General features: G+C 38.4%; 9 protein-coding genes. All 9 read left to right on the forward strand.

All coding sequences use genetic code 11. The features are described 5' to 3' along the window. Positions 1–88 precede the first annotated feature (88 nt). The 9 genes from FNN09_RS03545 to FNN09_RS03585 all read left to right on the forward strand — a co-directional run bounded on the left by FNN09_RS03545 (position 89) and on the right by FNN09_RS03585 (position 25,725). Entirely contained in the window at positions 89–3,271 is a 3,183-nt protein-coding gene (locus tag FNN09_RS03545; protein ID WP_185968841.1) for a TonB-dependent receptor, read from the forward strand. Positions 3,272–3,291: 20 nt separating this feature from the next. Further along, positions 3,292–4,737: a RagB/SusD family nutrient uptake outer membrane protein gene (locus tag FNN09_RS03550; protein ID WP_143300104.1), complete on the forward strand. Its 1,446-nt coding sequence runs from the start codon at positions 3,292–3,294 to the stop codon at positions 4,735–4,737. Continuing rightward, positions 4,727–5,761 carry a hypothetical protein gene (locus FNN09_RS03555; protein ID WP_143300105.1) on the forward strand — a complete coding sequence of 345 codons (1,035 nt, stop codon included), beginning with the start codon at positions 4,727–4,729 and terminating at the stop codon, positions 5,759–5,761. Before FNN09_RS03550 ends, FNN09_RS03555 begins: the two co-directional genes overlap by 11 nt. 22 nt (positions 5,762–5,783) lie before the next feature. Beyond that, positions 5,784–6,239, forward strand: coding sequence for a DUF4625 domain-containing protein (locus FNN09_RS03560; RefSeq protein WP_143300106.1), 456 nt, complete (start codon positions 5,784–5,786; stop codon positions 6,237–6,239). Positions 6,240–6,379: 140 nt separating this feature from the next. Continuing rightward, on the forward strand, positions 6,380–11,914 hold the full coding sequence (locus FNN09_RS03565) for a T9SS type A sorting domain-containing protein (protein WP_143300107.1): 5,535 nt from the start codon (positions 6,380–6,382) through the stop codon (positions 11,912–11,914). Between the two features lie 65 nt (positions 11,915–11,979). Beyond that, the gene (locus FNN09_RS03570) at positions 11,980–14,796 is read left to right on the forward strand and encodes a carboxypeptidase regulatory-like domain-containing protein (RefSeq protein WP_143300108.1); all 2,817 of its coding nucleotides are present in this window, start codon (positions 11,980–11,982) and stop codon (positions 14,794–14,796) included. A 230-nt stretch (positions 14,797–15,026) separates the two neighbouring features. Then, complete coding sequence (locus FNN09_RS03575) at positions 15,027–18,368, forward strand: T9SS type A sorting domain-containing protein (protein WP_185968842.1); 3,342 nt, start codon at positions 15,027–15,029, stop codon at positions 18,366–18,368. A gap of 63 nt (positions 18,369–18,431) precedes the next feature. Further along, entirely contained in the window at positions 18,432–22,307 is a 3,876-nt protein-coding gene (locus tag FNN09_RS03580) for a S8 family serine peptidase (RefSeq protein WP_143300110.1), read from the forward strand. A gap of 136 nt (positions 22,308–22,443) precedes the next feature. Next, positions 22,444–25,725, forward strand: coding sequence for a T9SS-dependent choice-of-anchor J family protein (locus tag FNN09_RS03585; protein WP_143300111.1), 3,282 nt, complete (start codon positions 22,444–22,446; stop codon positions 25,723–25,725). Positions 25,726–25,952 lie beyond the last annotated feature (227 nt).

The following is a 25,952-nucleotide window of genomic DNA, read 5'->3' on the forward strand; positions in this document are numbered from 1 at the left end:
TCGTTAAAAAATCATTTTCAAAAATATGAAGAAAAATAGAGAAACTGTCTTTCTTGAGGGAAGAAAGATGTTAAAACTGTACAGGATCATGAAACTGTCTCTTGTGTTATTATTAATCGGTATGCTGCAGGTATCTGCAAGTGTACACTCGCAGGGTAGTAAGTTGAAGCTCAAGGAGAGGAACATTACTTTAGCTGAGTTGTTTTGGAAAATTCAGTCAAAAACTGATTTTGTGTTTGCATTTAGTAACGAAGATGTAGAGATGTTTTCGAATATTAATGTTGATGCAGAAGGAGAAATTGAAGAAGTACTGAATGAACTATTAGCTGACAAAGAATTGACCTTTGAGCTCAAAAATGGTGTTTACGTTATTCAGCGTAAAGCGCCTGCACTTAAGTCCGTTATGCTTGTTGATCAGCAGGAAGAAAAGGAAATAACAGTAAGAGGTAGCGTGCTTGATGAAAAAGGGGAAGCGATTCCCGGTGTAACCGTTTATATAAAAGGGACCAGTGTAGGTACCATTACCATGGTTGATGGTAGCTATAATATCACTGTACCCAAAAGTGCTGATGTTTTGGTCTTTTCTTTCATTGGTTTTGAGCCACAGGAGGTTAAGTTAGCAGGACAAACAAGCTTAAATATTGTATTAAAAACAGAAGCAACAGACCTTGATGAGGTGGTCGTAACTGGCTATGGCATTAAAAAGAAGGGTACTTATACCGGATCGGTGGAAGTAGTAGATGCTAAGAAAATAGAGCAGGTGCCTGTTGCCAGCTTTGATCAAATACTACAGGGTAATGCTCCCGGTGTGCTGAGTGTGGGTTCTTCAGGCGCGCCAGGAGCTCCGGCAACTGTGCGTATTAGAGGATTGAGCTCGTTAAGCTCTGGGAATAGCCCTCTTTATATAATGGATGGCATACCTATTACAGCAGGACAGTTTAGTGCCTTAAATCAAAATGATATTGAGAATATGTCCATATTAAAGGATGCGACAGCTACTTCATTATATGGAAGTAGGGCATCTAACGGTGTAATTGTTATTACTACCAAGCGTGGAAAAGATTCAGAAAGAGCCATGATTCAATATCGAGGGCAGTATGGTTCCAATCAAATTGCCAACGATAATTTTGACATGATGAGTTCGGCTCAAAAAATTCAATATGAAGAAGAGCTAGGATTACAGGATTATACTGACAAAGAAAAGTTTGACCGGCTCAAGGTCAATACCAACTGGTTGGATGTGGTATTACGTGATGCCGTTACACAGTCTCATGAGCTTTCGGCACGTGGGGGGAATGAAAGAAGTAAATTTTATGTTTCAGGTGGTTATTATAGTGAGGAAGGCATTCAATACAGAAGTGATTTTGAGCGTTATACCTTCAGGTTAAATCTTGATAACAAGTTATCAGATAAGGTTAATTTGGGTGTGAATTTCACTTTAGGCTACGAAACTTTTAATCATACCGTTTCCTCAGGAACCAATGTTTATAACCCCATTTTCTCCGCACGCTTGTTAAACCCGTATCTACGGGCTTACAATGTGGATGGTAGCTTTAACCAGGAGGGACTTCCCTGGGCCAACCCTATTGAGCAGCTCATGTTAAACGATGATTCTAACGATCGTTTCAAGATAGTAGGCGGTCTGTTTTTAGATGTTGATTTAGCTGAAAATTTAAAGTTTAAAACAAACTGGGGGGTCGATTTCTCCGATGGCACCGCTGATGGCTTCTTAAGTCCCGAATCAGAATGGGGAGCTGCCTATAATGGAGAAGTCAGCAGGAGCATGTCACGAAACTTCCGATTAACACCCACCAATACCTTGAACTATAAGCTCAACCTAAATGATGTTCATGACTTTAACTTTCTCATAGGTCAGGAAGCTATCGTCAATAATTCGCAGAGTTTTAGTGTTTCAGCCTATAATGTACCGTCCGAAAAATTATCTGTTTTAAGTGTGGCCAGTGAAGCAGGAAGCTGGGGAGGTGGCTATTCAGATTATACCGTCGCTTCGTTCTTTGCCAATACCGCTTACAATTACAAGTATAAATACCTGGTTGATGTTTCTATTCGCCGAGATGGTTCATCGCGTTTTGGTAAAAACAATCGCTGGGGTACTTTCTGGTCTTTTGGGCTTGGATGGAATATGCAGGAAGAAAGCTTTATTAAAGGCATTGATTGGATCGACCAGTTAAAAATAAGGGCGAGTATAGGAGAAACAGGTAACTATAATATTGGTAATTATACCCATCAGGGATTATACTCTTATGGTTCCTATTTAAATAATGGTGCCGCTGTTTTTTCACAGTATGCTAACGACGATCTGACCTGGGAAAAAGTGTTGAAAGCTAATGTGGCTTTTGAAATGAGTTTCTTTCGTAAATATAGGCTAAAAGCTGATTTTTACCGGGAAACAACGAGTGACATGTTATTCTTTATCCCCTACTCTTTAACAAGTGGTGTTGGTGGCCGTATGGAGAATGCAGGATCCTTAAGTAATAGTGGTGTTGAAGTTGAAGTGGATGCGACTCTTTTGTCTACACAAGACTTTAGATTTAATGTCAATGCCAACATGGCCTATAACGTCAGCAACATTATTGAGCTTTATGGTGATACGGATAAGATAGACCAGGGCAATACGATTATCAAAGAGGGTGAGCGCAGGGGCACCTACTACATGACAGAATGGGCTGGTGTAGATGCTTCAACAGGCAAAGGACTCTGGTATACGGCTGATGGGGAAGTCAGCAATATGTACAGTGATAGCTATCGGGTTGTTCAGGAAGGAAAAAGTTACCTACCTCCTTTACAAGGAGGTTTTACCGGTACTTTAAGCTACAGGAATCTTCAATTAAGCGCCTTTTTTACCTGGATGGCTGATAAGTGGTTAATCAATAACACCCGTTATTTTATTGAATCACAGGGTATGTTTGCCGCCTATAATCAAACAGCAGAAATGCTTAACTATTGGCAGGAACCTGGCGATGTCGCCGTTAATCCACATCCAAAGTATCAGGATAATCAGTTTGATACGCGTTTACTTGAAGATGCATCGTTTTTGCGCTTAAAGAATTTAACACTGGCCTACAGCTTTAATTCTAAGTTGTTAAAGCGAACAAAAGTATTTAGAAATGCTCGCATTTATGCTCAAGGGCAGAATCTGTTAACGTGGACTGGTTATTCGGGTATTGATCCTGAATATTATGGTGTTGCAGAAGTAAATATGTACCCGCATGCAAGGAAAATCATGTTCGGTATTGATTTAGGATTTTAATAAGAGAAAAAGAAGTAGAAATGAAGAAGATATTTATAATACACCTGTTATTTGCGTCACTAGTGCTGGTTTCGTGCGAAGATTTCTTCGATTTAAAACCGCATAGTAGTACCGAAGAAAGTGAAATACTTAAGGATGAGGATGATGCGCAAACACTTCTGTATGGCATGTACTCAACGTTTAAGTCAGGCTCATCCTATGGTAAAACCCTGACGGTGTTAACTGATATAATGACCGATGCCACACTCGCTACATCTGACTTTTCAAATCAGATGGGAAACATGTATGCCTGGAACATACAGCCGGGTATTGGTGAGATAGGTGGTTTGTGGGGTAACCACTATAGTGGTATTTACCTGACCAACAAGATTATCAATAACATTGATGGTATCGAAGGTGAGAAAGCCAATCTTGAGCGTATTAAAGGAGAAGCCTTAGTAGGAAGGGCCTTATTTCATTATAACCTGGTCAAGTTCTTTGCCAAGGCCTATGACCTTAATACGGCCGCTACTGATTTAGGTGTGCCTTATATGACTGAAAATGTTATTAGTCAGCCAACGCGTGATGCTGTAAGCACCGTTTATGCAGCTATCAAGAGTGATTTGGAAGCAGCTGTTGAGCTATTGCCAAATAATCCTCAATCAGATACAGAGTTCTTTACCAGGCATTTTGCCAACGGTTTATTGGCGCGTATCTCACTTGATATGAGAGATTACGATGGGGCTATTAATTATTCAGAAGACGTGATTAACAATAGTGGTTGTAGACTTCTAGGTGGCAATGCCTTTATTAATATGTGGACCCATGATTCGGGGAATGAGATTATTTGGAAGGTAGGATACACTGATACCGATAAAGGTGATGCACCGGGTTACAACTTCTTAAACAGAAATTATGAAACGAGTCTGCCATACCCGGATTATATTCCAGCTAACTGGTTATTGAATCTATATAATCAGGTGACGGACATAAGGTTTTATACTTATTTTAAAGAATCTGCCACTGCATTTGGCTGGAGTGGTTATCTTGTTAATAAGTTCCCTTATAATCCGGAATTACCACCATTTAGGGCTGGTTTAAATATGCCGAAACCAATGCGACTGGCAGAGATGTATCTTATTCGTGCCGAAGCCTATGCCATGAAAGATATGGATAAAGATGCTGCCATTGCCTTGAATTCCCTTCTTGATTATCGTCTTTATCCTAATCCTGGTGTTATTGAAAAAGGTGATGATTTAAAAGAATTAATTGCTGAAGAGCGCATTAAAGAGCTGATTTATGAAGGCTTTTACTACCACGATTTAAAGCGCTCAGGTTTGGGCTTTGAGCGTGTTCCACAGGAGAATACATCCGCTGCCAATGATCTTAGAATAGCTACGGGTGATTTCCGCTGGATATGGCCAATCCCAACCAGCGAGCTAAATGGAAACAGTGAGATTGAGCAAAACGAAGGCTATGAAAATTAAAATGGATTTAACGATGATGAATAGATATAAAAATAAATTGACAATATTCTTGGGTATTATTCTCATGCTGACGTCCTGTAAAGAGACAGAAACAACGGTATATGATGGTCCTAGTTTAGTTCACTTTATTACTCCGTGGGGTGAGCTGTCAGTGAGGGACAATAACCCTGAAATGCCTATCAGTATTGGTACTACCTCAGCCGTTGAATATGATCGTCATTATTCGATTGAAGTAGTTAGGGCACAAACTTTAGATGAAGCAATAGAAGGGCGAGAATATGAGATAGTAGATGATTTGGTAACGATTCCAGCAGGAGAGGTATTAGGCGAATTTACTGTTCGTGGCCTTTTTGAAGGGGTTACTGAGGCAGGCACCTACGCAACTTTTACCATTGCACCACAGGAAGATGATCTTGCTGATTTTGATAACGAGTACACATTGGAGCTGATGAAGTTTTGTGACTTCTCTCATAATGCCTTTATGGGGCAATATGATGTAGAGGAATCGTCCTATTTCTTCGGAAATAACAAATCCTTCTTAAGAACAGATGCAGGTAGTTTAGATACAACGATTTTGGTTAATAATTTATGGAGTTATGGAGCCGAAGCCTGGGAGGCTTACCTTGAAGGTATGTTTCAAAAATCAATCGATTTTGAAATTCTGCCCATTGAAATACATTTTGATAATGAGCTGGCAATCTGTAGCATTCCTAAGCAAGCATTTATCATTAATGAAAACTTGGAGGGCGACACCATGTATATTGGTAGCTTTTATAATCCTGGTTTTGGAGCTGATGGGATTGGTGAAATTAACAGTTGTTTTGGAAGTATTGAAGATTTGGATTACTGGTTTTTCAGTCCTGACTCTATGCAAGTGTATGATGCCGTGTTTAAAAGTAATTGGGAGTTGTATACGGGAGCAGAATCTGGTTTGGCATCTGAAATGACCAATGTTTTTCCTTCAACGCTTAATCTTTTGGAGAGTCAGCTAAAATCAATAAAGCAACAATTAATCGTAGAGTAAAAAAAATATAAATATAGAAGTCATGTATAAGATTATATCAAAATTATCAGTCCTAATGCTATTGGCAATTGTAATGGTTGCATGTGGTAAAGAAGAAAGAGATAGTGAAGCACCAATAGTGGAAATTATTAAACCTGTAGATGGTGATTCGTTTACTTTCGGTAAGTCGGTATTGTTTACAGGTCAATTTTTTGACAATGAAGCTTTAAAAGATTGTGAGATAATACTAAGCTATAATGGGGCAGAGAAAAGTGCCGGATTAAAAGGACTTGAAAGCCCTTGGGAGGCTGTTAATAGGGGCGATGCTATTTTATTTAGTGCTGAAGAGCTAACATCAGCCATGAGAGAGGATATTCAATTGTTCGGAGAAGCTGTGCCTATTTGCCTTTCCGGTAGTTACACCATTACTTTTATCGCCAGTGATCTTTCTGGGAATAAGACTGAAGAAAGTGTTGATATAAATATCACCATTTATTAAGGGATGATTTATCAAGTTGTATAAGTCATACATACACATGCTTTAAGACCTATAAATTTTTTACTTATCAAACATTAAGCGTGAAAAATTTATGGGCTTAAAGTGATTATATCAAGTAAGATAAACTAATTGCAAATTCTATGAGCAAATTAATATTAAAATATTTATTTAGTACAATCTCTGTATTTATACTATTAGGGCTTGTCGCTAATGCTCAATCTACGGACTATGATTTTTATTCTTCATTAGAGGAAGAACCTATACCGAAGATTTATCAGGGTGAACCGGCTGCAGTGCCGCCCCAATTAAAAGGTACAAGTACGTTTGTGGAAATTGGTGAATTTTCAGGTTGGAGCAACGGGATGATACCATTAAACCAGCATTCTGATTGTACGCTATCTCAAACCATTTATTTTCAAAGTGAAATTAACGTAAGAAATAAACGGATTAAGAGTTTATATTATTATGTAGTTGGTGAGGAAAACTGGTCGAATACTACTGAAATATATATGGGCCACACCAAAGCTACTGAGCTTGAGAGGGGGCTTTTGCCTGCTGAAAATTTCACGCGTGTATTTAAGGGTGAGATATCCACATCCACACCAACTGGATGGTTAAAGATTGATTTAACCTACCCCTTTGAATACAATAACACCGATAATTTAGTAATTGCATGGGTAGATAATGATCAGATTAATATTGTACCTTCCTATTTTTACCTCACAGCAACGGGGGAAAATGATCTTGGTCCCTTATTATCTTTCAGAGATTTTGGTGTTTCTCCAAGACCCTTTGGAACACATGAAGAGGGCGGGAGACCATGGAATAGCAGACCAGATGTCCGCATTGAGTTTGAGGATATCCCTGCAAGGCCTATATTACAATATACACCTGAAAAATTAGACATTGTTTATTTTTCAGATATTGGTGAAATACCTACAGAAACAACAAAGCAGCATTCGTTTGATTTAAAAAACCTTGGTAATACAGCAGTAACCATCAATGGGCTGGAGTTTGATGAGTTACAGGATGAGTATGCATACGATGGCGGTAATATAACGTTAGCTCCCGGCCAGACAGAGAGTATTCCCATTAGTTTTACACCATCTGCACGTGGTGACTATTATACCAATGTAAAATTGATTACAGATATCCCTGTTGATGGCGACTCTACGATTGTATTACGATCAACTGTATACCCGCGCGGCCATTTATACCAGGGCTGGGAACACACCACTATAGAAGATTTTCCCGGGAATCATTGGACCTTCAGTGAGAATGATATACCGTTTGAAGAGGTGTTAAATAACTGGAGGCTAGGATATGATGATTACCCTGAAGCATTTTCTTATGATCGCTATAACTTATTAATGACTGTTTACACCGATTATGTAGATACATTAATAACACCAGCCCTTGATATACAGGCCGGAGGGATGGACAGCATTACCTTTTATGGTCGTTCGCATTCTTATGGAAATTCTTCGATGCCAATTGTTATTTCTAAAGATAAAGAAAATTGGTCACTACTTGAGGAAATCGAATTTGAAGAGTGGGATCTTCTAGGGGCTTATCCGCAAGATAGGTTCAAGAGATATTCAATTAACTTTCCGGATTCAATAGTTGGTAAGCATTATATTGGCTTTGTTAGCAAAGGTAATATGGCATACCTTGACAAGATAGAAGGGCCAAAACTGTTTATTTCTGATGCTGATCTATTGATAGCCTCATTAGAGGCTGATAATGCGCTGGCCTTGGATAAGGATAATGTCTTTACCCTGACCATTGAGAATCTTGGTTTACCTGTTGGTTATAGTGATTATACCATACAGTTATTTGATGCCAATAGTCCGGATGTGCCGATCAAAGAAATGCCTGGCGAAGCCATTGATATACTGAGTAAAGTAAGTGTTGATTTTATCTGGCATCCCACTGTAGAGGGAGCCTATGATATCTTCTTTAAGATTTTATTGACTGGTGATGAGCAACCAGAAAATAACCTATCCGAGATAGTGCCAGTTAATGTGTATGATGGTAATTTAGAGGGGTATGAGGTTAATGGAGGAGAGGATGAGTCGGATGTTTATTATCCGATGAATTTTAATTTCATGGTGAATTTGGCACAAGGTATTTATTTCCCCGATGAATTGAGTTTTGGTAAAACTGAGATTTATGAAATGAATTTTGAAGTGGATGTGGATGGTTTTGTTCCTGGTCAGAAATTTAAAGTCTGGATTGGAGAGACGGAAAAAGAAAGTCTTGAAGATGGTATGATTCCGGCTTCGGAATTGACATTAGTATACGAAAGTGATAGTATCGATTTTCAACCAGGTAAGCAAACTATACGTGTTCCGTTTAAAGAGCCTTATCAATACACTGGTAAAAACCTTGTATTTATGCTTCATAAACAGATGGTTAAATCATGGTACAGTGGTTTAACGGAATATAAAGTAAGCCATACACCGGAACGAGCCAATAGAAGTGTTAGTTACCTGGCCCGTTATGAAGATGCTGATCCTTATAATCCACCAAGTGGCAAATTGGTTTGGAACCCTAATGAAACGACCTATCAGCAACACTTTTTAAGTTATTATATGGATGCTACCTTCTTTTTTAATAAAGAAGGATTAGGCGTCGTAGATGGCAAAGTGACTGATGTAGAAGGAGTGGCTATAGAAGGTGTTAAGATTACGGAACGAGCTTCAACTATAAAAGCAATAAGTGACGAAAGTGGATTTTATCAGTTTGATTACCTTAATGAAGGCCCCACTACGTTTAATGCTATTAAGTTTGGTTATAGTGATTTAAGCAATGATGTATTTGTTGCAGGTAATTACTATCAGAACGTTGACTTAATAATGCATCAAAGGCCAAAGTATGAAGTAATAGGTCGCCTTGTGGATTTTCGCAATCAACCGATTAATGAAGCTTTAATTACTTTAAATGGTTACGATTTATACACCGGAAGTACCGGTGTTGATGGGGTGTTTTTTGATGATAGTGATACTTCAAATATAAAAGCATATAGTAGTACGCAACCATATGTACTTCGCATTGAAAAATATGGATATGAAGATTACTATGATACAATAGCAATTGAAGATGCTGCTATTAATCTTGGAGATATTCAGTTAACAGAGATTACGGGGCATAATGCCGAAGTTAAAGCTAGCGTTGCTGCTACCGGAGAAGACATGAATATTAACTGGACTTCACCCAAACCGGCGTTAGCACATTATTTCAGGTACGATTCAGGCCTGCTTCATGATGAGCCGAACTACATCGGGTATACATCCTCAGATAAGGCCTTAATTGGAAATGCTTTTAAGAATGAAGCATTAATTACAGATATCGAGTTTTATTTATATGATTCGAAAAGAACAGAATCGTTGAAAATATTTATCCTTGGATTAAATAGTATTGGGGCTCCAGATAAGGATAATATATTATATGAGTCTGACTCAATTAATGTTATTAAAAACGATTGGAATAAGTTTACTCTTGAAACGGCCGTCTATGCCGAAAATGGATTTTTTGTAGGATTTAATTGTGCTGGTTTCTTAGGCCTTGGAAAATGTCAGAATACCGAAGAATATCCATTTCAGAAGAAATCAAACTATTTAAGTGCGAATGTTGATGATCGTGAATTTATTGGTCATTTCTTTCCACTTGAACTAGACTTAAAAACGCCAAATGAAAATTTTATGGTGAGGGCCAATGGCTACAACTATGGCAGCCTTAGCTATGATTTTCTTCCATCAACTGAAAATAAAAGCCTCGTTCAGCAAACGATGCTTAAATCAGCTGCTCAACTAAAAGCTGGTGAGGTTGATAGCTATACTTTATATCGTTTCTCCAACGAGCATATTAATAATCCGGAATTATGGACATTAGTCGCTGAGAATTTAACGGATACCTTTTATGTGGATACCGAGTGGAACAATTTATCCCGGGGAAGTTATCGTTATGCGATAGAAAGCAAATTCAATACTGGTCATCAGAGCTTTAAGCGAAAGTCTAATGTCGTAGGAAAGGATATGAGCCGTGAGCTTGAAATTAATGTAACTCTTCCTGATAAAATGTTAAATGAAGCTACAATGGTGAAATTAACAAGAATCGACATTTTTAATGGAGAAAGTGTTGTTCTTAATGGTGCAAGTTCACAACTAAGAACGAACTTGTGGCGAGGTAGTTTCAAATTGGAGGTGACACATCCTAATTGCGTTAAATACATTGAAAATATAGACTTAAACGTAAGTGAAGGGACGTTTATTAAGGATGTTACGCTTGAAAACGCCCTTTATGCTCCGGTTAATGTTGATGCGAAGGTTAGTAGCAATAATAGTATTGACTTAATGTGGGAAAGTTACCCTTCTGATACCATTCAATATGATGATGGATCCGTTGAGTACGGTTTCTTTTTCTTGCCGGGCAATATTGGTGAGTTTGGTAATAGATATCACACAGATACCCCAATAGTCATTAAAGAGTTGTTGGTATATAGTTATGAGCATTTATATACTCTATCAGGTAATAAAGTTACTGCACGCATATACAATGCACAACATGAGTTACTAGCCGAGAGTGCATCGTTTGAACTTTCGTTAAACGGTTGGACAACTGTCAGTATACCTAATATAAAGGTATACGATACCTACTATGTGATGGTTAGTTGGGACGATTTTATCAAGCCAACGGCATTGCTGGCATTAGATGCAAATGGTTCATTAGCTCATGAGAATGAAGCTGCAGTGGTTAAAGATGAAATGAATTTCTTTAAGGAGTTCGGTTCTGTTGGAGGCCGAAGCGGTGCATTCTTAATACGACCAATCGCGCTTAGTGGAGCCGAGGATCTAAAATCAAACTCATTAAAATCAATAACGACTGACCACGATAGAGAAGGTGTTGAATACCTGGCACCTGTATTCTTGGAGCATGAGGCCAGCATAAGGGCCACAGAACCTAAGCCCAAGACAATGCTGAAGTCTACTATTGAAACCTATCATGTTTATCAGGATGATATGTCAATACCTTATTATTCTGACCTTATTGGAAAAGGATTCTCGTTTGATAATATCAATGCGCAGCAATATACACTCGGGGTCTCGCAGGTTAATCTGTGGGGCGAATCAGATATCGCTGCGATAACGGTTGAATTTGATGGTTCTAAAAGTGATGCCACACTCGAATCGTTTAGTCTTGATGGCGTTAAGTATACAGGATTTGCACCTGACAAGTTTAATTACATTATAGGTGTTGATGATCATGTAAATGTGTATCCAACAGTGACAGCAATTGCTAAGGATTATGAAGGCGCGACAGTAACTATTACCGGAGGTGATACTGAGGAATATGTTAATATACACGTATTGGCTCAGGATAAGTTGACCAGCAATACCTATTCAATATTGTTTACCAAGAAAACAGGAGTAGAGGATACTCAGCTTGATAAAATTAAAGTCTACCCAAATCCTGCAAAAGGTATGGTGTATATCGAAAATGCCGGAGCATGTAATGTCGAAGTCTTTAATATGTCGGGAGTGGTTGTTTTAAAACGTAAAGTATCTGACAGAGGAGAGATCAACCTAAGCTCTTGTGCTGAAGGAGTATACTTCATGCATTTCACTGATGCTTATGGATATACAAGAGTTAAGCGCCTTGTCAATCTAAAATAATTAAACCGTAATAATAAGGAAGGGAGTAAATCCCCTTCCTTATTTATTCACTAAAAGTAAATACTATGAAAAAGAAATTTTACGTGATTTATGCTTTGGTTGCCTTGCTGTGTTTTAGTCTATCCAGTGCCGTTGCTCAGGATATATACCTTATATCAGATTATGATGCAGGAGCTAATCCTCTCGTTGCTTCATCAGGTATTTTAACAGATGATGGAGGTGTTGATGGAGATCATTCAAAGTATCAAAGTTGGACGGCTACTATAAAGCCTGTAGTTTCTACAGATAAAGTAAAATTAAATTTTACATTGGCCGATTATTGGGCGAGTTCATCCATAGAAGTTTTTGATGGATTAAATGAAGGTGCTCCTCTAATAGGAAAGGTTTGGACTGGAGGTCCAGCTACAAGGGCAGAATTAATTGCTTATGACAAGTTTATCGCAAGCAATTCAGAAGGGGTTCTAACAGTTAAGTTTACAGCGGATACTGGTGGTAAGCCCGGTTTCGAAGCTGAGATTACTAATCTAACTCCATCACAAGATGATTTTAAAGTTGAATCGCTAACATTAGGTGATGATATTACGATCAGTGAAGAACAAAAAACAATTAATGCAGTCATAAGAAATGATGGTACTTTAGCGCAAGATAAAAATGTCATTTTAAGTGTAGATAATGTTGATATAGAAACAAAAGCTACAGGAAACCTTGCTAATGGAGAAGCTACTACTATATCATTTAGCTGGATGCCTTCAACTGAAAAAGAATATGAGATTAAGGTTAGGTTAGCAGATGATGATGATAATACAAATAATCAATTAACACATATTGAGCTGGTGTATGGTGCCGATAACCTTTATGAAAATTTCGAAAGTGCTGAATTTCCTGCCGACTTATGGCAGATAGAAGGCTTTGGCATTGAGCGTTTCTATGAAGAAGCAACCCTCAATTATTCTTGTTTCTTAAGAGAACAAGGTTCTGCACTTATTACACCAGTATTGGATATCAAAACAACATCTAAATTGATATTTGATGCTAAAAACGGTATGAGGAGCGTGTCTGTATTTTATGAGTTTGCAGAAAATGATTGGCGACGTTTGGTTATTGAAGAGCCAAACTTCCCATACAACGCCTATATACGTTTGGAAGTTTCTTTCATTGATTTTGAAACAAGAAGTCTTATTGAAGGACAATACCGCATCAAATTTGTAGCACAAGAAGGTGGCGACTATTACGACAGAATTGTAGGTCCTAAGTTATTCTTCCACGATGTTAATATGAAGGCAAGTGATATTAGTGCTCCTGTGTATGGTGCTGCCAACGCTCCAGTCAACATCGATGTGGCTATTCGTAATATGGGTAAACAGGATGTGGCTGATGCAGCATACACAGTAGAGCTATATCAGAAAGGTGTCACTGAAGATGTTTTATTACAAACGGTTGATGGAACGGCCTTGACTCACTTGTCAAGCACTACATTAAGGCTTTCACATACATTTACTACAGCCGAAAAAGTAGAGGTATATGCAAAGGTGAATATTGCAGGAGATGGTGATAATAGCAATAATGCTACTGATGTGGTAGCTATTGATGTATTTCCTGAAGGGATACAGGAAGTGACAGTTGGAACAGGAACAGATGAAAACATTAATGCACCTGTTAAATCAAATTCAGAGTACTCAATTGTACAAATGATTTATGGTTTTGATAAAGTTAATGTGAATGGAACCATCAACGGTGTATCCTTCTTCACTAAGTTTACAGAGGAAGAAGTAGCTACTAATTATATTGTGAAAATTGGAACAACGGCAAACAGTACTTATAATTTTGACACGCCTGAGTTTATTGATGAAACAGCCTTTGTGCAGGTGTTTAACGGCACATTAAGTGCTGAAGCAGGGACTGGTGAATTATTCATTCCATTCACAACACCATTTGTATATAATAATACATCGAATCTGGTAGTATCTGTTCGCCGTGAAGGAGGAGCTGCTTTAGGTACTCAAAATTTTGTGGGTACAAGTTATGCTCAAGATGGAAGCGGAGATTTTGTTATTAACTATGGTGATGCGGCTGCATTTGATTATACAGCGGTAACCGGCACTGTATATAATTTCTTACCCAATGCTAATTTCTTTATTCAACGTCCGATGACTAATGTATCAGGTACTATTACCGATGGTACAAATGGTATTGAAGGTGCAATTGTTCGTCTGGCCGGTGCAGAAACTTTTACTTCAACAACAGATGTTAATGGTCATTATAGCATTCGTGTCATTGCCAATGAGGCATACGAATTATCCGTGACCGCTATTGGATATGAAAATATTGTTGAGCCAAATTACCAAGTAGGAGGTGATGACATTGCAGGTGCCAACTATACGATGGCAGTTGTCACTGCCGATATATCAGGTGTTATTACCAAGGGAGGAGCACCGATATGGGGAGCTACCATTACACTTGTTGGAACGACACATACATATACCACTGATTTTACTGGTACTTATACATTGACTGGAGTGACGATGAACGAAACCTATGATGTTAGTATTACCGCAAGTGGTGAGTCGGAATATACGACTCAGTTGTACGTCGGTGAAGTTAATATTGAAAGGAACTTTGATATTCTTGCAACTAATATTGAAAGCACATTATCTGCTGTCACTATTTTTCCTAATCCAGCAAAAGGAATAGTGACGATTGAAAATTCTGCTAACTGTATGTTAAGAGTCGTCAATATGCTTGGTGAAATAGTATTCACTCAAAACGTAACTTCAGACCGACAGATTATTAAGTATGGTGATTTAGTTCAAGGTATTTATTTTTTCCAGATTACTGATGGAAAAGGTAATTCAGCAGTGAAGAGAATTGTTCATAATAAGTAATCATAGATTAGTATCAGGGGCTGTTGTAGTCCCTGATATTACTTAAATCAGGCCAGTAAACAACAAATAGAAGCATAGTGTAGCTTTTAAGTGGCAATAAACAGGAGCATCAAAAAAGTAAAAGACATATGAAATTATTGTTTAATAACACCCAATCAAAAACGAAACAAATTATAAGGCTTAATAAGCCAATTGATTTTGTATGTGCTTTTAAAAAGAGAAATATAAATATGCAGTATTTAAAAAATATCATTAGCGTATTAGTTTTATTGTTCATTTTTGCCGGGTTAAAAGGGCAGGAACAAGCCTTAAAGACCCATGAACTCAATGGACAGAGAGCTAATTACATTTTTGTGGAGAAGGATGTAACAACAGGCTCTAAGTTTGCTAAACTAAAAAGTGTCAACGGAAATACAGCTGTTCAGGTTAATAATCCTGATGTTGAAGCAGTGAAGATATTAACAGCGCCTTATACGAGCGTGCAAGAGGAAACAATGCTTGACATTGTGATACGCAACAATAGTGGTTCTGATCTGAACGCTTTCGATTATTACATAGAATTATACCGAAAAGGAAATCCGGATATCCCTCTTCAATCCTACTCTGGTAGTCCGTTATTAATTGGTCAAACCGATACCATTTCTTTAAAGTATACCTTCAAGTATGTCGAACAAGTCGAGGTATACGCCAAAGTCAATATTGAAGGAGATGTTAATACACTAAATGATGCCACAGCTTCAGTCGACATTAGTATTCAAGAACTGGGTACATTTAGCGACACCGCAGGAGATGGTGTACTTGTGCAAGGCTCACTGCCCATGAACCTGTCAAAGCAATATTCCGTAGTTCAGATCATTTATCCTGAAGCGATATTTACTAGCCACGGCTCAATCAGTGGTGTTTCTTTTCCTAAAAACTTTATTGCTGATGTTGCTGATGTTGCCTGCGAGGTAAAAGTAGGCTATACAGCTAATACACAATTGGATGCCGGTTGGATAGATGAAAAAGAACTGACAGCCGTTTTTAATGGTACTGTTAAGTCATATGCTGGTGAGGGAGAGCTGTATATCCCATTTGTTAATTCTTTTATGTATGAAGGTGGTAATATTGTATTGTCTATAAAGACAAATGCTTCTAACCTTTCTACTCAGCAAAATTTTGTAACCACACTGGGCACATCAGGTCAGGTTAGTCGTTATGCCGCTTCAGCTACAGAAATAGACCTTGGTATTAATGCAGGTACTCCTGGTACATTTTACCCGAATACTAAATTTTTCTTAAATACAAAATATGGTAGTTTAACTGTTAACGTTAAGGATAATAATGGCGAGGCGATCGATTTGGCTCATGTAACGCTAAATGGCATTGTATCATACAGTGCTAAAACAAATCATGAAGGGATGGTCAGTTTTGACGGGATTGTTATTGGAGAAACTTATGAATTAAGAGCGACCAAGGTTAATTATGATTCCTATGGTAATAATAGTTATTTAATTTCCACAGCTGATATAAGTCAGGATATCACACTGAATAAAATTGAAATTCCTGTTGCAGTTATGGCAGATGTGGATATAGAAAGAGGTGAAAGTTCCATTACCTGGACCTCCTACAGTAATGCCTTAACCGAGGATCCTGTCTATCATAATGGAACCCTTGAGTCAGTGTACGACGCAGTTCCAGATTCTACGCATAAATGGGCTGGTAGTCTGGTCTCCGTTAATAAGCCCGGTACGCTTATTGGTGCCTATATTCTTGGTTTTACTACTAATATTTATCTTGAAAACCCACCTGTTACACTTGAAATGCTGGATGCAGATTTTAATGTGATTGCCGTTAGTGAGCCATTTAGATTGCCTTCGCATACCGAGATTTTCGTTGATATGCCTCCTGTTAGTTATGATTCTGATTTTTACCTAATGGTTCACTGGCATAGAAATACGGCTCCTACCTTTGGTCTTGCTCAGGATGAAGATGGTTCGTTTCAGAATGCCTATGCCGGCACTATGAGAGATGGTTTTAAAGCCCTTAATACTGCCCTGTGTGTTTCACCACTCATGCTTTCTGAAAATGTTAGTTCGGCTGAACAAGGTGATGGAATTAAGGGCTATAATATTTATCGCGGTTTATTAAGTGATATGGATAATGTGCAGAATTGGGAGATGTTAAATTCATCAACCATTACTATGCAAAGTGGCCTTGCTTCCTACGATGCTTTTGGATGGCCTGATGAGACTACCGAAGATGGTGTTTATACCTATGCCGTTAAAACATTATATGCCAATGGGATTTCGGAGTATACTTTTTCGAATCCTATTCGCGTTGGTACAGATACGGAAGTTACTGTGTTAGTCAATACAGATGGTGCTAATGCCGAAGGAGCCGAAGTTGTCTTAAGCAACAACGATAGCCTGCGCATACATCAGTATTTGGCTTATGTGCAAGAAGATGGTTATGCCACTTTCCCTACTGTAATCAAGGGAACTTACCAAATGGAAGTTAATACTGGCGGTGATTTTAGCGCATATAACGAGGAGGATATTATTCTCAATACTCCACAGACTTACCTGAATGCCACAATCAATCAGTTACTATCAGCACCTGTTGGATTTGATATTACAGAAAAAACCAATCAGGGTGAACTGGGTGTTAGATGGGATAAAAAGCAGGTAGTATTGGATAATGATACCTATGAAACAGGACTTGGTCTATTCCCAGGATGGGACATGGCAATCGGTAATAAATATGAAATCGGTTATTCGGGATATATTAGTGACCTGGATTTATATGGCCATAACTATAATGGTACATTTGAAGAGGTCGTTGTAGAGATTCTTGATAAGGATTTGCAGTTGCTGGGAAGAAGTAATGGATTTAAAATACCAGCCAGTCGATTTGTAAATGTCGAATTTGAAACTCCTGTGCCATTTGACAGTGTTTTTTATGCCATGGTTACTGCTTATCCATCGGTTAATAGGATTACCAACCTGGTAGGGCTTGATACAAATGGCCCACATAAAGGAGAAGGCCTTGCTCATATCTTATTAGGAGGTGAGATAAAAGAATTATCTGAAGCTCTTGATAATCCTGATCGGAACGGAGTGTTTGCTATTCGTCCGAACATTGAGAAACGAGGCAGAACCAAGATGATGAAGACCTACAACTTATACCTTGATGATATGGAGGTGCCAGTTGTGAGTGGCTTAACAGAATTGGAACATAAGCTTTTGTACATTCCGAAAGGGCCCCACGAAATAGGTGTTTCAACCTCCTATCAAAAGGGAGAATCTGATATTGTGAAGTTGGAATTTGATATTGATAATAAAACAGGGGTAGATGATATATGGGCTGGTCTTAAGGTATACCCTAATCCTTCTGAAGGTGTGATTACTGTTGAAAATGCTTATGGAGCCGAAATACAGGTGATTAGTATGGATGGAAAAATGATAATTAAGGAAGAAGCGGATTCAGACTTGTTTGTGCTTAACCTGTCAACCCTTCGTAATGGATCGTACATACTGACGGTGAAGAAGGATAATAGTGTTGCTATTGAGAAGCTTATCATTAATAAATAGCAGGGTAATGCCGATAGGCATTGGTAGAAAGGTGAAAAACGTAAATATTTCAATCCAAATAATATGATACAATTTATTAAGCGCTATGTTAAACTGATTTTAATGGCAACTGTTATGTTGCTATTAGGTGATTCAGTGCTTGCGCAAAACCTTAAGGGTTATAAAACAGGACAAGTAAGGATAAAGTTTGGACAGCATATGGATAATTCCCTTAAGGGGATGAGTATTCAAACATTAAAGTCGGGTACTGTGGCGACCGGACTTAATGAAATAGATAATTTGGCCCATGAGTATAAGGTGGTGAAAATGAAGCGCATTTTCCCAAATGCCGGTAGATTTGAAGCGAAGCATCGACGCCATGGTTTACATTTATGGTACGAATTGGAATATGCCGAAGATATAGATATTGAGAATGTACTTAATGCCTATAATGAAACCAGTGAAGTACAGAATGCAGAACCTGTTTATGAAGTAGAATTCTATAACGGACTTAATCGCAGAGAGCTGAAGTCTACCGATGCAACTGCACTTAATTTCCCAAATGATCCAAAGCTTAAAGATCAGTATTTTGTTTACAATAACAATGAGCCTGCTATTAATGGTGGTGCAGATACCTATGCGCTTAACGCCTGGTCGTTGGAAACGGGTGATAGTGATGTTATTGTTGCTGTTATTGATGGGGGAGTTGATACAAGCCAGGTTGATTTAAAAGCAAATTTATGGATAAATAAGGGGGAAATACCGGGTAATAATATTGACGATGATAACAATGGTTATGTAGACGATATTAATGGTTATAATTTTGTGACAGGCTCAGGGAAATTAACCCCGGATATGCAGAGGCATGGTACCCATGTTGCCGGTACAATTGGTGCCGTCACTAATAATGAAACTGGCATTGCTGGTATTGCCGGTGGCAGTGGTCAGGGCGATGGTGCTAGAATAATGAGTTGTGCCATTTTTTCAGACCGTTCTTCTACAGGTGCAACCGAAAAGGCAAATGTATTTATTTATGCTGCTGATAATGGAGCTGTTATCGCTCAAAACTCCTGGGGTTATACCTATCCTGGTGTTGCTGAACAGGTTGTGCTGGATGCGATTGATTATTTTATTGATAATGCTGGTTATGATGAGAATGACCGACCGGTAGGTCCGATGCAGGGCGGTATTGTATTTTTTGCAGCCGGTAATAATGGTGACTATGATGATTATTATCCTGGCTGTTATCATAGGGTACGTGCCGTTGGTGCGAGTGATTCAGAAGATAAAATTACCAGGTTTTCAAACTATGGGCATTGGGTTGATATTATTGCACCAGGTTCCAGAATACTCAGTACTTTAGGAGAGACAACATATTCTTTTATGGATGGTACATCCATGGCATGTCCGCAGGTTTCTGGAGCTGCTGCTTTAATCGTATCAAAATATAAAAATAAGATTACACCAAATGAAGTATGGACAAGGCTTAGAAATTCTGCAGATTCAATTGAGCACCTTAATGAAGACTATAAAGGCTTGATTGGAACGGGTCGTCTTAATACTTTTCACGCCTTAATGGAGTTGGAAAATGATAATTTGATTCCTAACCAGGTGACTGATCTTAGTGCTTCAAATATTGGACCGGTAAGCATGGATCTTCAGTGGACAGCACCAGGACGAGGTGCAGGTAACGAAGGTTCTGTCAGTTATTACGAGCTTCGTTATTCGGAAGATCCGATCACTGCTGATAATTTTCATCAGGCACAAGAGTTTAAAATGAGACATGCTTTACCTGCTGGTGAGAGAGAAGAGATAAATTTAAATGGTTTGTATCCTGGTAAAAAATATTTTATTGCAATTGTAGCAAAGGATTATTACGGTAATCGATCAGAAATTTCAAATGTCATATCCGTTGTTGCTCAGGAAGCGCCGGTTATGGTGTTAGCAAAAGGGGAAATACATTCAATAAATCGTCAGAATGGTAATATACATACCTTTGCATTGAATGTTTTAAATGAAGGACAAAGGGACTTAATAATCGATCCTTCTTATGAACTCACAACATATACAGGATTGGGCACTGGTAATATTTCATTTAACACGACTCAGTTAACTTTGGCTTCTGGTGCCAGTTTGGATATTCAGGTAGTATACAATATTAATGAAGATGTGCCGGATGGTAAGTATACGGCTAACTTCGTTCTCAATACGAATGATCCTTTCCAAAGTGAGGCAAAAGTGCCTGTTGAAATATTTATCTATGGAGACTCAGCATCATTGATTGCTCCTCAAAGTGTTGATTTAGGAAAATTATATGCAGGTCATGAGACAACAAAGTCATTTAATATTTATAATGATTCTAATGTCGAAGGATTGTTGGTTGTTGAATCTTTAGAACTTTCAAACACAGACTTATCAGTTAATAATCGTCTTCCAATATATATTATGCCTGGCGATTCTGCGCAAATAGATCTTAGCTGTCTGTCAAATGATGTTAAAGAACTAAGCAGTACAGTTGGGTTATATACTAACCAGGGAGTTGATGTCACAAACATAGCCATTTCTGCCAGTATTGTTAACCCTCCTGTTATAGATGTTGTCAATAACGATATGAGTGCTGTTGTACCACAAGATGAGAGCGAGGAATTTGTATTTACAGTAAGCAATTCAGGTGCTGATGAATTGCATCTTGATTTTTCGGTAAGTCCTATCATCTACGATATCAATAATAACTTGGTAAATCCTTTATCTCTTCAGACGGAATTGTTTTCAGATTCATTTTTGAGTACCGAGTTTTCTACAGGCTGGGAAACACAAAATGACGATGATAGTCAAGGGTGGATTTTAAGTGATGACGCCTCAAGTGATGGATTCATTATTCCTGAACATGACGGTGTCTATGCCTCAGTTAATGACCATAATAGTGGCCAAACCAGTTATGGACGTAGGGATTATTTGATTACACCCGAAGTATCATTAGATAATTTAACTGATGTGACGCTGGAATTTGACAGTTACTATACAGGTGCCAATAGTATGCTTGCGACTGTTGAAATATCATTAAACAATGGAGAAACATGGATGCCGATTTATCAGCCTGAAGGAAATGAAGAGTGGGTAACAGAAACAATTAGCTTGAGGCAATTTGTCGGACAGAAAGTTAAGCTGGCCTTTCATGCTGATGATAGAGGTGTGCAATCGTCCGGTTGGGCCATTGATAATATTAAAATGACCGGAACGTTGGAATGGGCTGTTGTTGAACTTGTTTCAGGAAGTACACCGGTTATTCCAGGTGAATCAAGCGAATTTAAGTTGAGTATTTCACCATTTTTTCTTGAGCATGGCATCTATCAGACTACTTTGAATATCACCTCTAATGATCCTGCAAAATCAAAGCTTTCGGTGCCGATTATAATTGATGTATTAGGCACAGGTAATGCTTTGCTTTCCGAGCTTAAGCTGGATGGTGTATTGATTGATAAGTTCAACCCAGAACAGTTTATCTATTACGTGGATATTAATGGTAGTGTGTTTCCAGCCATTGATGTTTTGGCACAAAATCCCAATGCTGTTGTTGAACTGAGAGAACCAACCAACCTTGCGAGTGGATTTGAGGCTTTAACGGCAGAGATAAAAGTTGTATCAGCCGATGGTAGTAATAGCAGAACCTACACTATATTCTTCAAAGGACACGTTGGTATTTCGGAAATGGATGTAAGGCGATTAATAAATATTTATCCGAACCCATTCAATGATCTGCTTTATGTGGATAGCCAAGGAGGGGAGAATGTTGTGTTAACAATTTATGATGTAACTGGTAGATTGATTCTACAAGAACAAATCAATGGAAATGGTTTACATTCTATTAATACATCTGCTTTTGATAATGGCATTTATCTGTTAAAGTTAAATATTGACGGGGAAAGCTATAATTATAGTAAAATGGTTAAAGTGAAATGATGTTATTAAGATAAAAGACCGATAGCCTGTAAACACTTTAGTATTTCTATATACTAAAGTGTTTGCTGTATTGTGACAATAGCATCGAAGTTTTATAATTGAGATTAAATAGTGAAGTTATTCTAATAGTATACTTATGAAAGTTAGATTTAATGCCATGACATCATTGCTTGTATTTATTTTATCTTTTATGCACATCACTGTCCATGCTGCATTCAATGATAGTATAGAAGTAAAAGGTAATGGTCCGAATATTATTATTAAAGCAGTTGATTTTAAAAAGAGTCAACCATTACGCACGCTTAAAACAGGTGTTGTACCAACCGATGAAAAGGCAACACCTAACGGAGTTTTTAACCTGCAATTTAAACAAGGCACCTATCCTTTTGCTGAAACCGCTTTGCCTCAAAATGGTGATCCTGTGGTGCAGCGTCAAATGGGTCAACGAGGTGCCAGTAAATTAAAAGGCATCAATACAAATTTTGCTGGTCAGAAAACAAGCCGTAGCCCGTCTGATTGTATCGGTGCAGCCGGTCCCAATCACTATCTGCAGTCTGTTAATGCATCCTTTGCCATCTATAGTAAATTAGGTGAAGTGGTAGTGCCTTCAACAAGCCTTAGTGTTTTATTTGAAGGTCTTGAGGGAGCCAGTTATGATGATGGGGATCCGATTGTGCTTTATGATGAACATGCCGATCGATGGTTTGTTGCTGAGTTTTCAATAAAAGGCAGTAATGATTTTATGTTGGTTGGTGTTTCTGCCACTAATGACCCGACTGCTGAATGGTACACCTGGTCGTTTGATGTGGCTGATGAGCCGGACTATATGAAGTTTGGTGTGTGGCGCGATGGTTATTATATGGCCACCAACAATGAGGACGGGAATGATATTTATGTATTTGAACGTGATGCCATGTTAGCGGGTGAAGCCGATCCGCGAATGGTTGGATTTGTTAATGCCGAAAGACCTCGAAGTGGTTTTCATTGCCTGATGCCTCTTGACAATGATGGAATCTTAGCACCTGAAAGAGAACCGGGACAGTTTATTACCATTTGTGATGATGCCTGGGAAAATAAGACCGATGCCCTATGGATTTATGAGCTGAATATCGATTGGAGCGATACCAGAACGGCCTCTTTCCAAAAAGTACAGGAACTAAAGGTTCAACCTTTTGACAGTAACTTTGGTTCCACATGGTCTAATATTTCACAGAAAGATACCGATAATAAGGTGGATGCTATTTCACACATATTGATGTACAGAGCTCAATATCGTAATTTTGGTGACCACCAGAGTGTGGTTTGTGCCCATACAGTTGATGTTAATGGTCAGGATCATGCTGGACTTCGGTGGTATGAACTGCGAAAAGCCTCCGGAGAGTGGGAGCTTAGGCAGCAAAGTACCTATGCTCCTGACGAGAATAATAGGTGGATTCCGAGTATAGCCATGGATAAAAACCATAATATTGCCTTAGGATATAATATTTCAGGTGATCAACTCCATCCGGGAATCAGATATTGCGGGCAAACAGGTGAAGAAAATCTAAGAGCATCTGGTATACTGGATATAAGAGAAACTGTTGTGTGGGAAGGTCAAATGTCGCAGAAGACAGGTAATCGATGGGGTGATTATGCTTCTATGAGTGTCGATCCGACGGATGAATCTACCTTTTGGTTTGCTGCCGAATATTATGAGAGCATGAAGGCGACGCGTATTTGTGCATTTAATATTGATAATCTGTTTAATCCCATCGTTTTTGACGCCAATGGGATTTCAAAATCGGAAATCCACCTTTCCTGGAAACTAAACCAGCTTGGCGAAAATGTACTATTAGCATGGTCAGCTACTGGTGAGTTTGGCGAGCCACAACACAGTACCACTTATCAGGTCGGTGATGAATTATTAGGTGGTGGAGAAGTGATAGCAAAGGGATTATTAACTGACTTTATTCTTGATGAATTGCCAGCCAATACCATCCAGTATTTCAAAATTTGGTCTTTGCACGAAGATGGTAGCTATTCACCTGGTGTCACTGATGTCGCAATGACCACATGTGCAAGCTACGATCTGGTCTTCACAGAAGATTTTAATGGAGAAGTATTCCCGTCGGAATGTTGGGCCATTATGTCAGGTAAAAACGGACTTGGTGAGCAACAAGGATGGAAGTTATACACGCCGGATGAGCAAACCAGTGAGGCCTTTGTTAGAAATGAAGAGGTAGAGAATGGTCAATCAGCCGAAGACTGGTTGATTACACCGCTTATCAACCTGGGTAATGGTTCGAAATTAACATTTAGTCAGAAACAGAGTAGTGCCAGCGATTTTAATTCAAGCTATCATATTATGGTATCAACAAAATCACAAAGCAATCATGACGATTTTGTTGAAGTGGACTCATGGACTGAATTGGATTTTACAACGACTCATAGCGTGAAAAATGTTGACTTAAGTCAATTCGATAATCAGCAGGTTTACCTTGCTTTTGTGAACAAAAATAACAAAGGTGATAACTGGTTTATTGATGATGTGGTCCTTAGCTCGATTTCTGATCCAAAACCTCTTGCTACTATGAACCTGATGCACGACTGTCCTTCAGCTTCCATTGAGTTGGTTTCTAATTTTGACGGCTTACAGACATTTACCTTAAAAAATGATCAGCATGAATTAATCGCTCAGGTAAATCGTGACGCTTATTCTTATGTGTTTGAGAATTTAACAGCTGGTAGGTATTATGGTCAGGTAGAAAGATTGGGCATAAAGTCTGACCAAACGGAAGAAGGTGAGCTGTTAAGTGTTGTTGTAAAAGATTCACTTTTATCAATATGCTATGGTGAGGAAATTCAATTTGGCGGTCAAAAAATTAGCGAAGCGGGTCTTTATACTCATACAGTAGAGTCTGCGTCTGCTTGTGATTCGATTATTAATCTGGATTTGACGGTTGTAAAAGTGGATACTGAAGTTGATGATACGGAATCAGAGTTGATAGCTAAAGCAAGTAATGCAAGCTTTCAATGGGTTCTAGTTGATGGAAGTGATTTTGTTAATCTTGAAGGACAAACAGAATCTGTATTTTATCCTTCGGAAGATGGTATTTATGCGGTTATGATTACACAGAATGGCTGTACAGAAATGTCAGAGTTTTTAAGTGTTGGAGATAATGCTATTGTTGAGTTGCGATCTGGTACCTTACAAGTATATCCAATTCCTGCCAATGACTATGTAAAGGTTGAGTTTGACAAGCTGCAAAAAGACCTTGAAATAAAGCTGTATTCAATCAATGGAGAATTGTTGTTTAGCCATAAAGCAAACAACCTATCTTCTTATAAAATTGATGTAGCAGACCTGACATCTGGATTATATATGTTGACTGTAGTGGGAAATGATGAACAAGTAACTATCAAGGTTATTAAGAAATAGAAAAGCAAACAGGTGTGAAAAAGGTGGTTGTGGAGGTAGAACGTTATGATTATATACTCCTTGTTAGTGTGAAAAAGAGTTTGGGGTTTTAATTAGAGCACCATATGTAAATTTAATTTTAGTTTTTCAAGAGTGATGGGAGAGCTTGCCTTTTTGAGGTAAGCTCTTCTTTTGTTAATGTGCATGATGATTTCTATTGCAATGCTTTATTAGTCTGGTTTTTAAAT

This window comes from Carboxylicivirga sp. M1479, assembly GCF_007097485.1.
GTDB lineage: Bacteria > Bacteroidota > Bacteroidia > Bacteroidales > Marinilabiliaceae > Carboxylicivirga.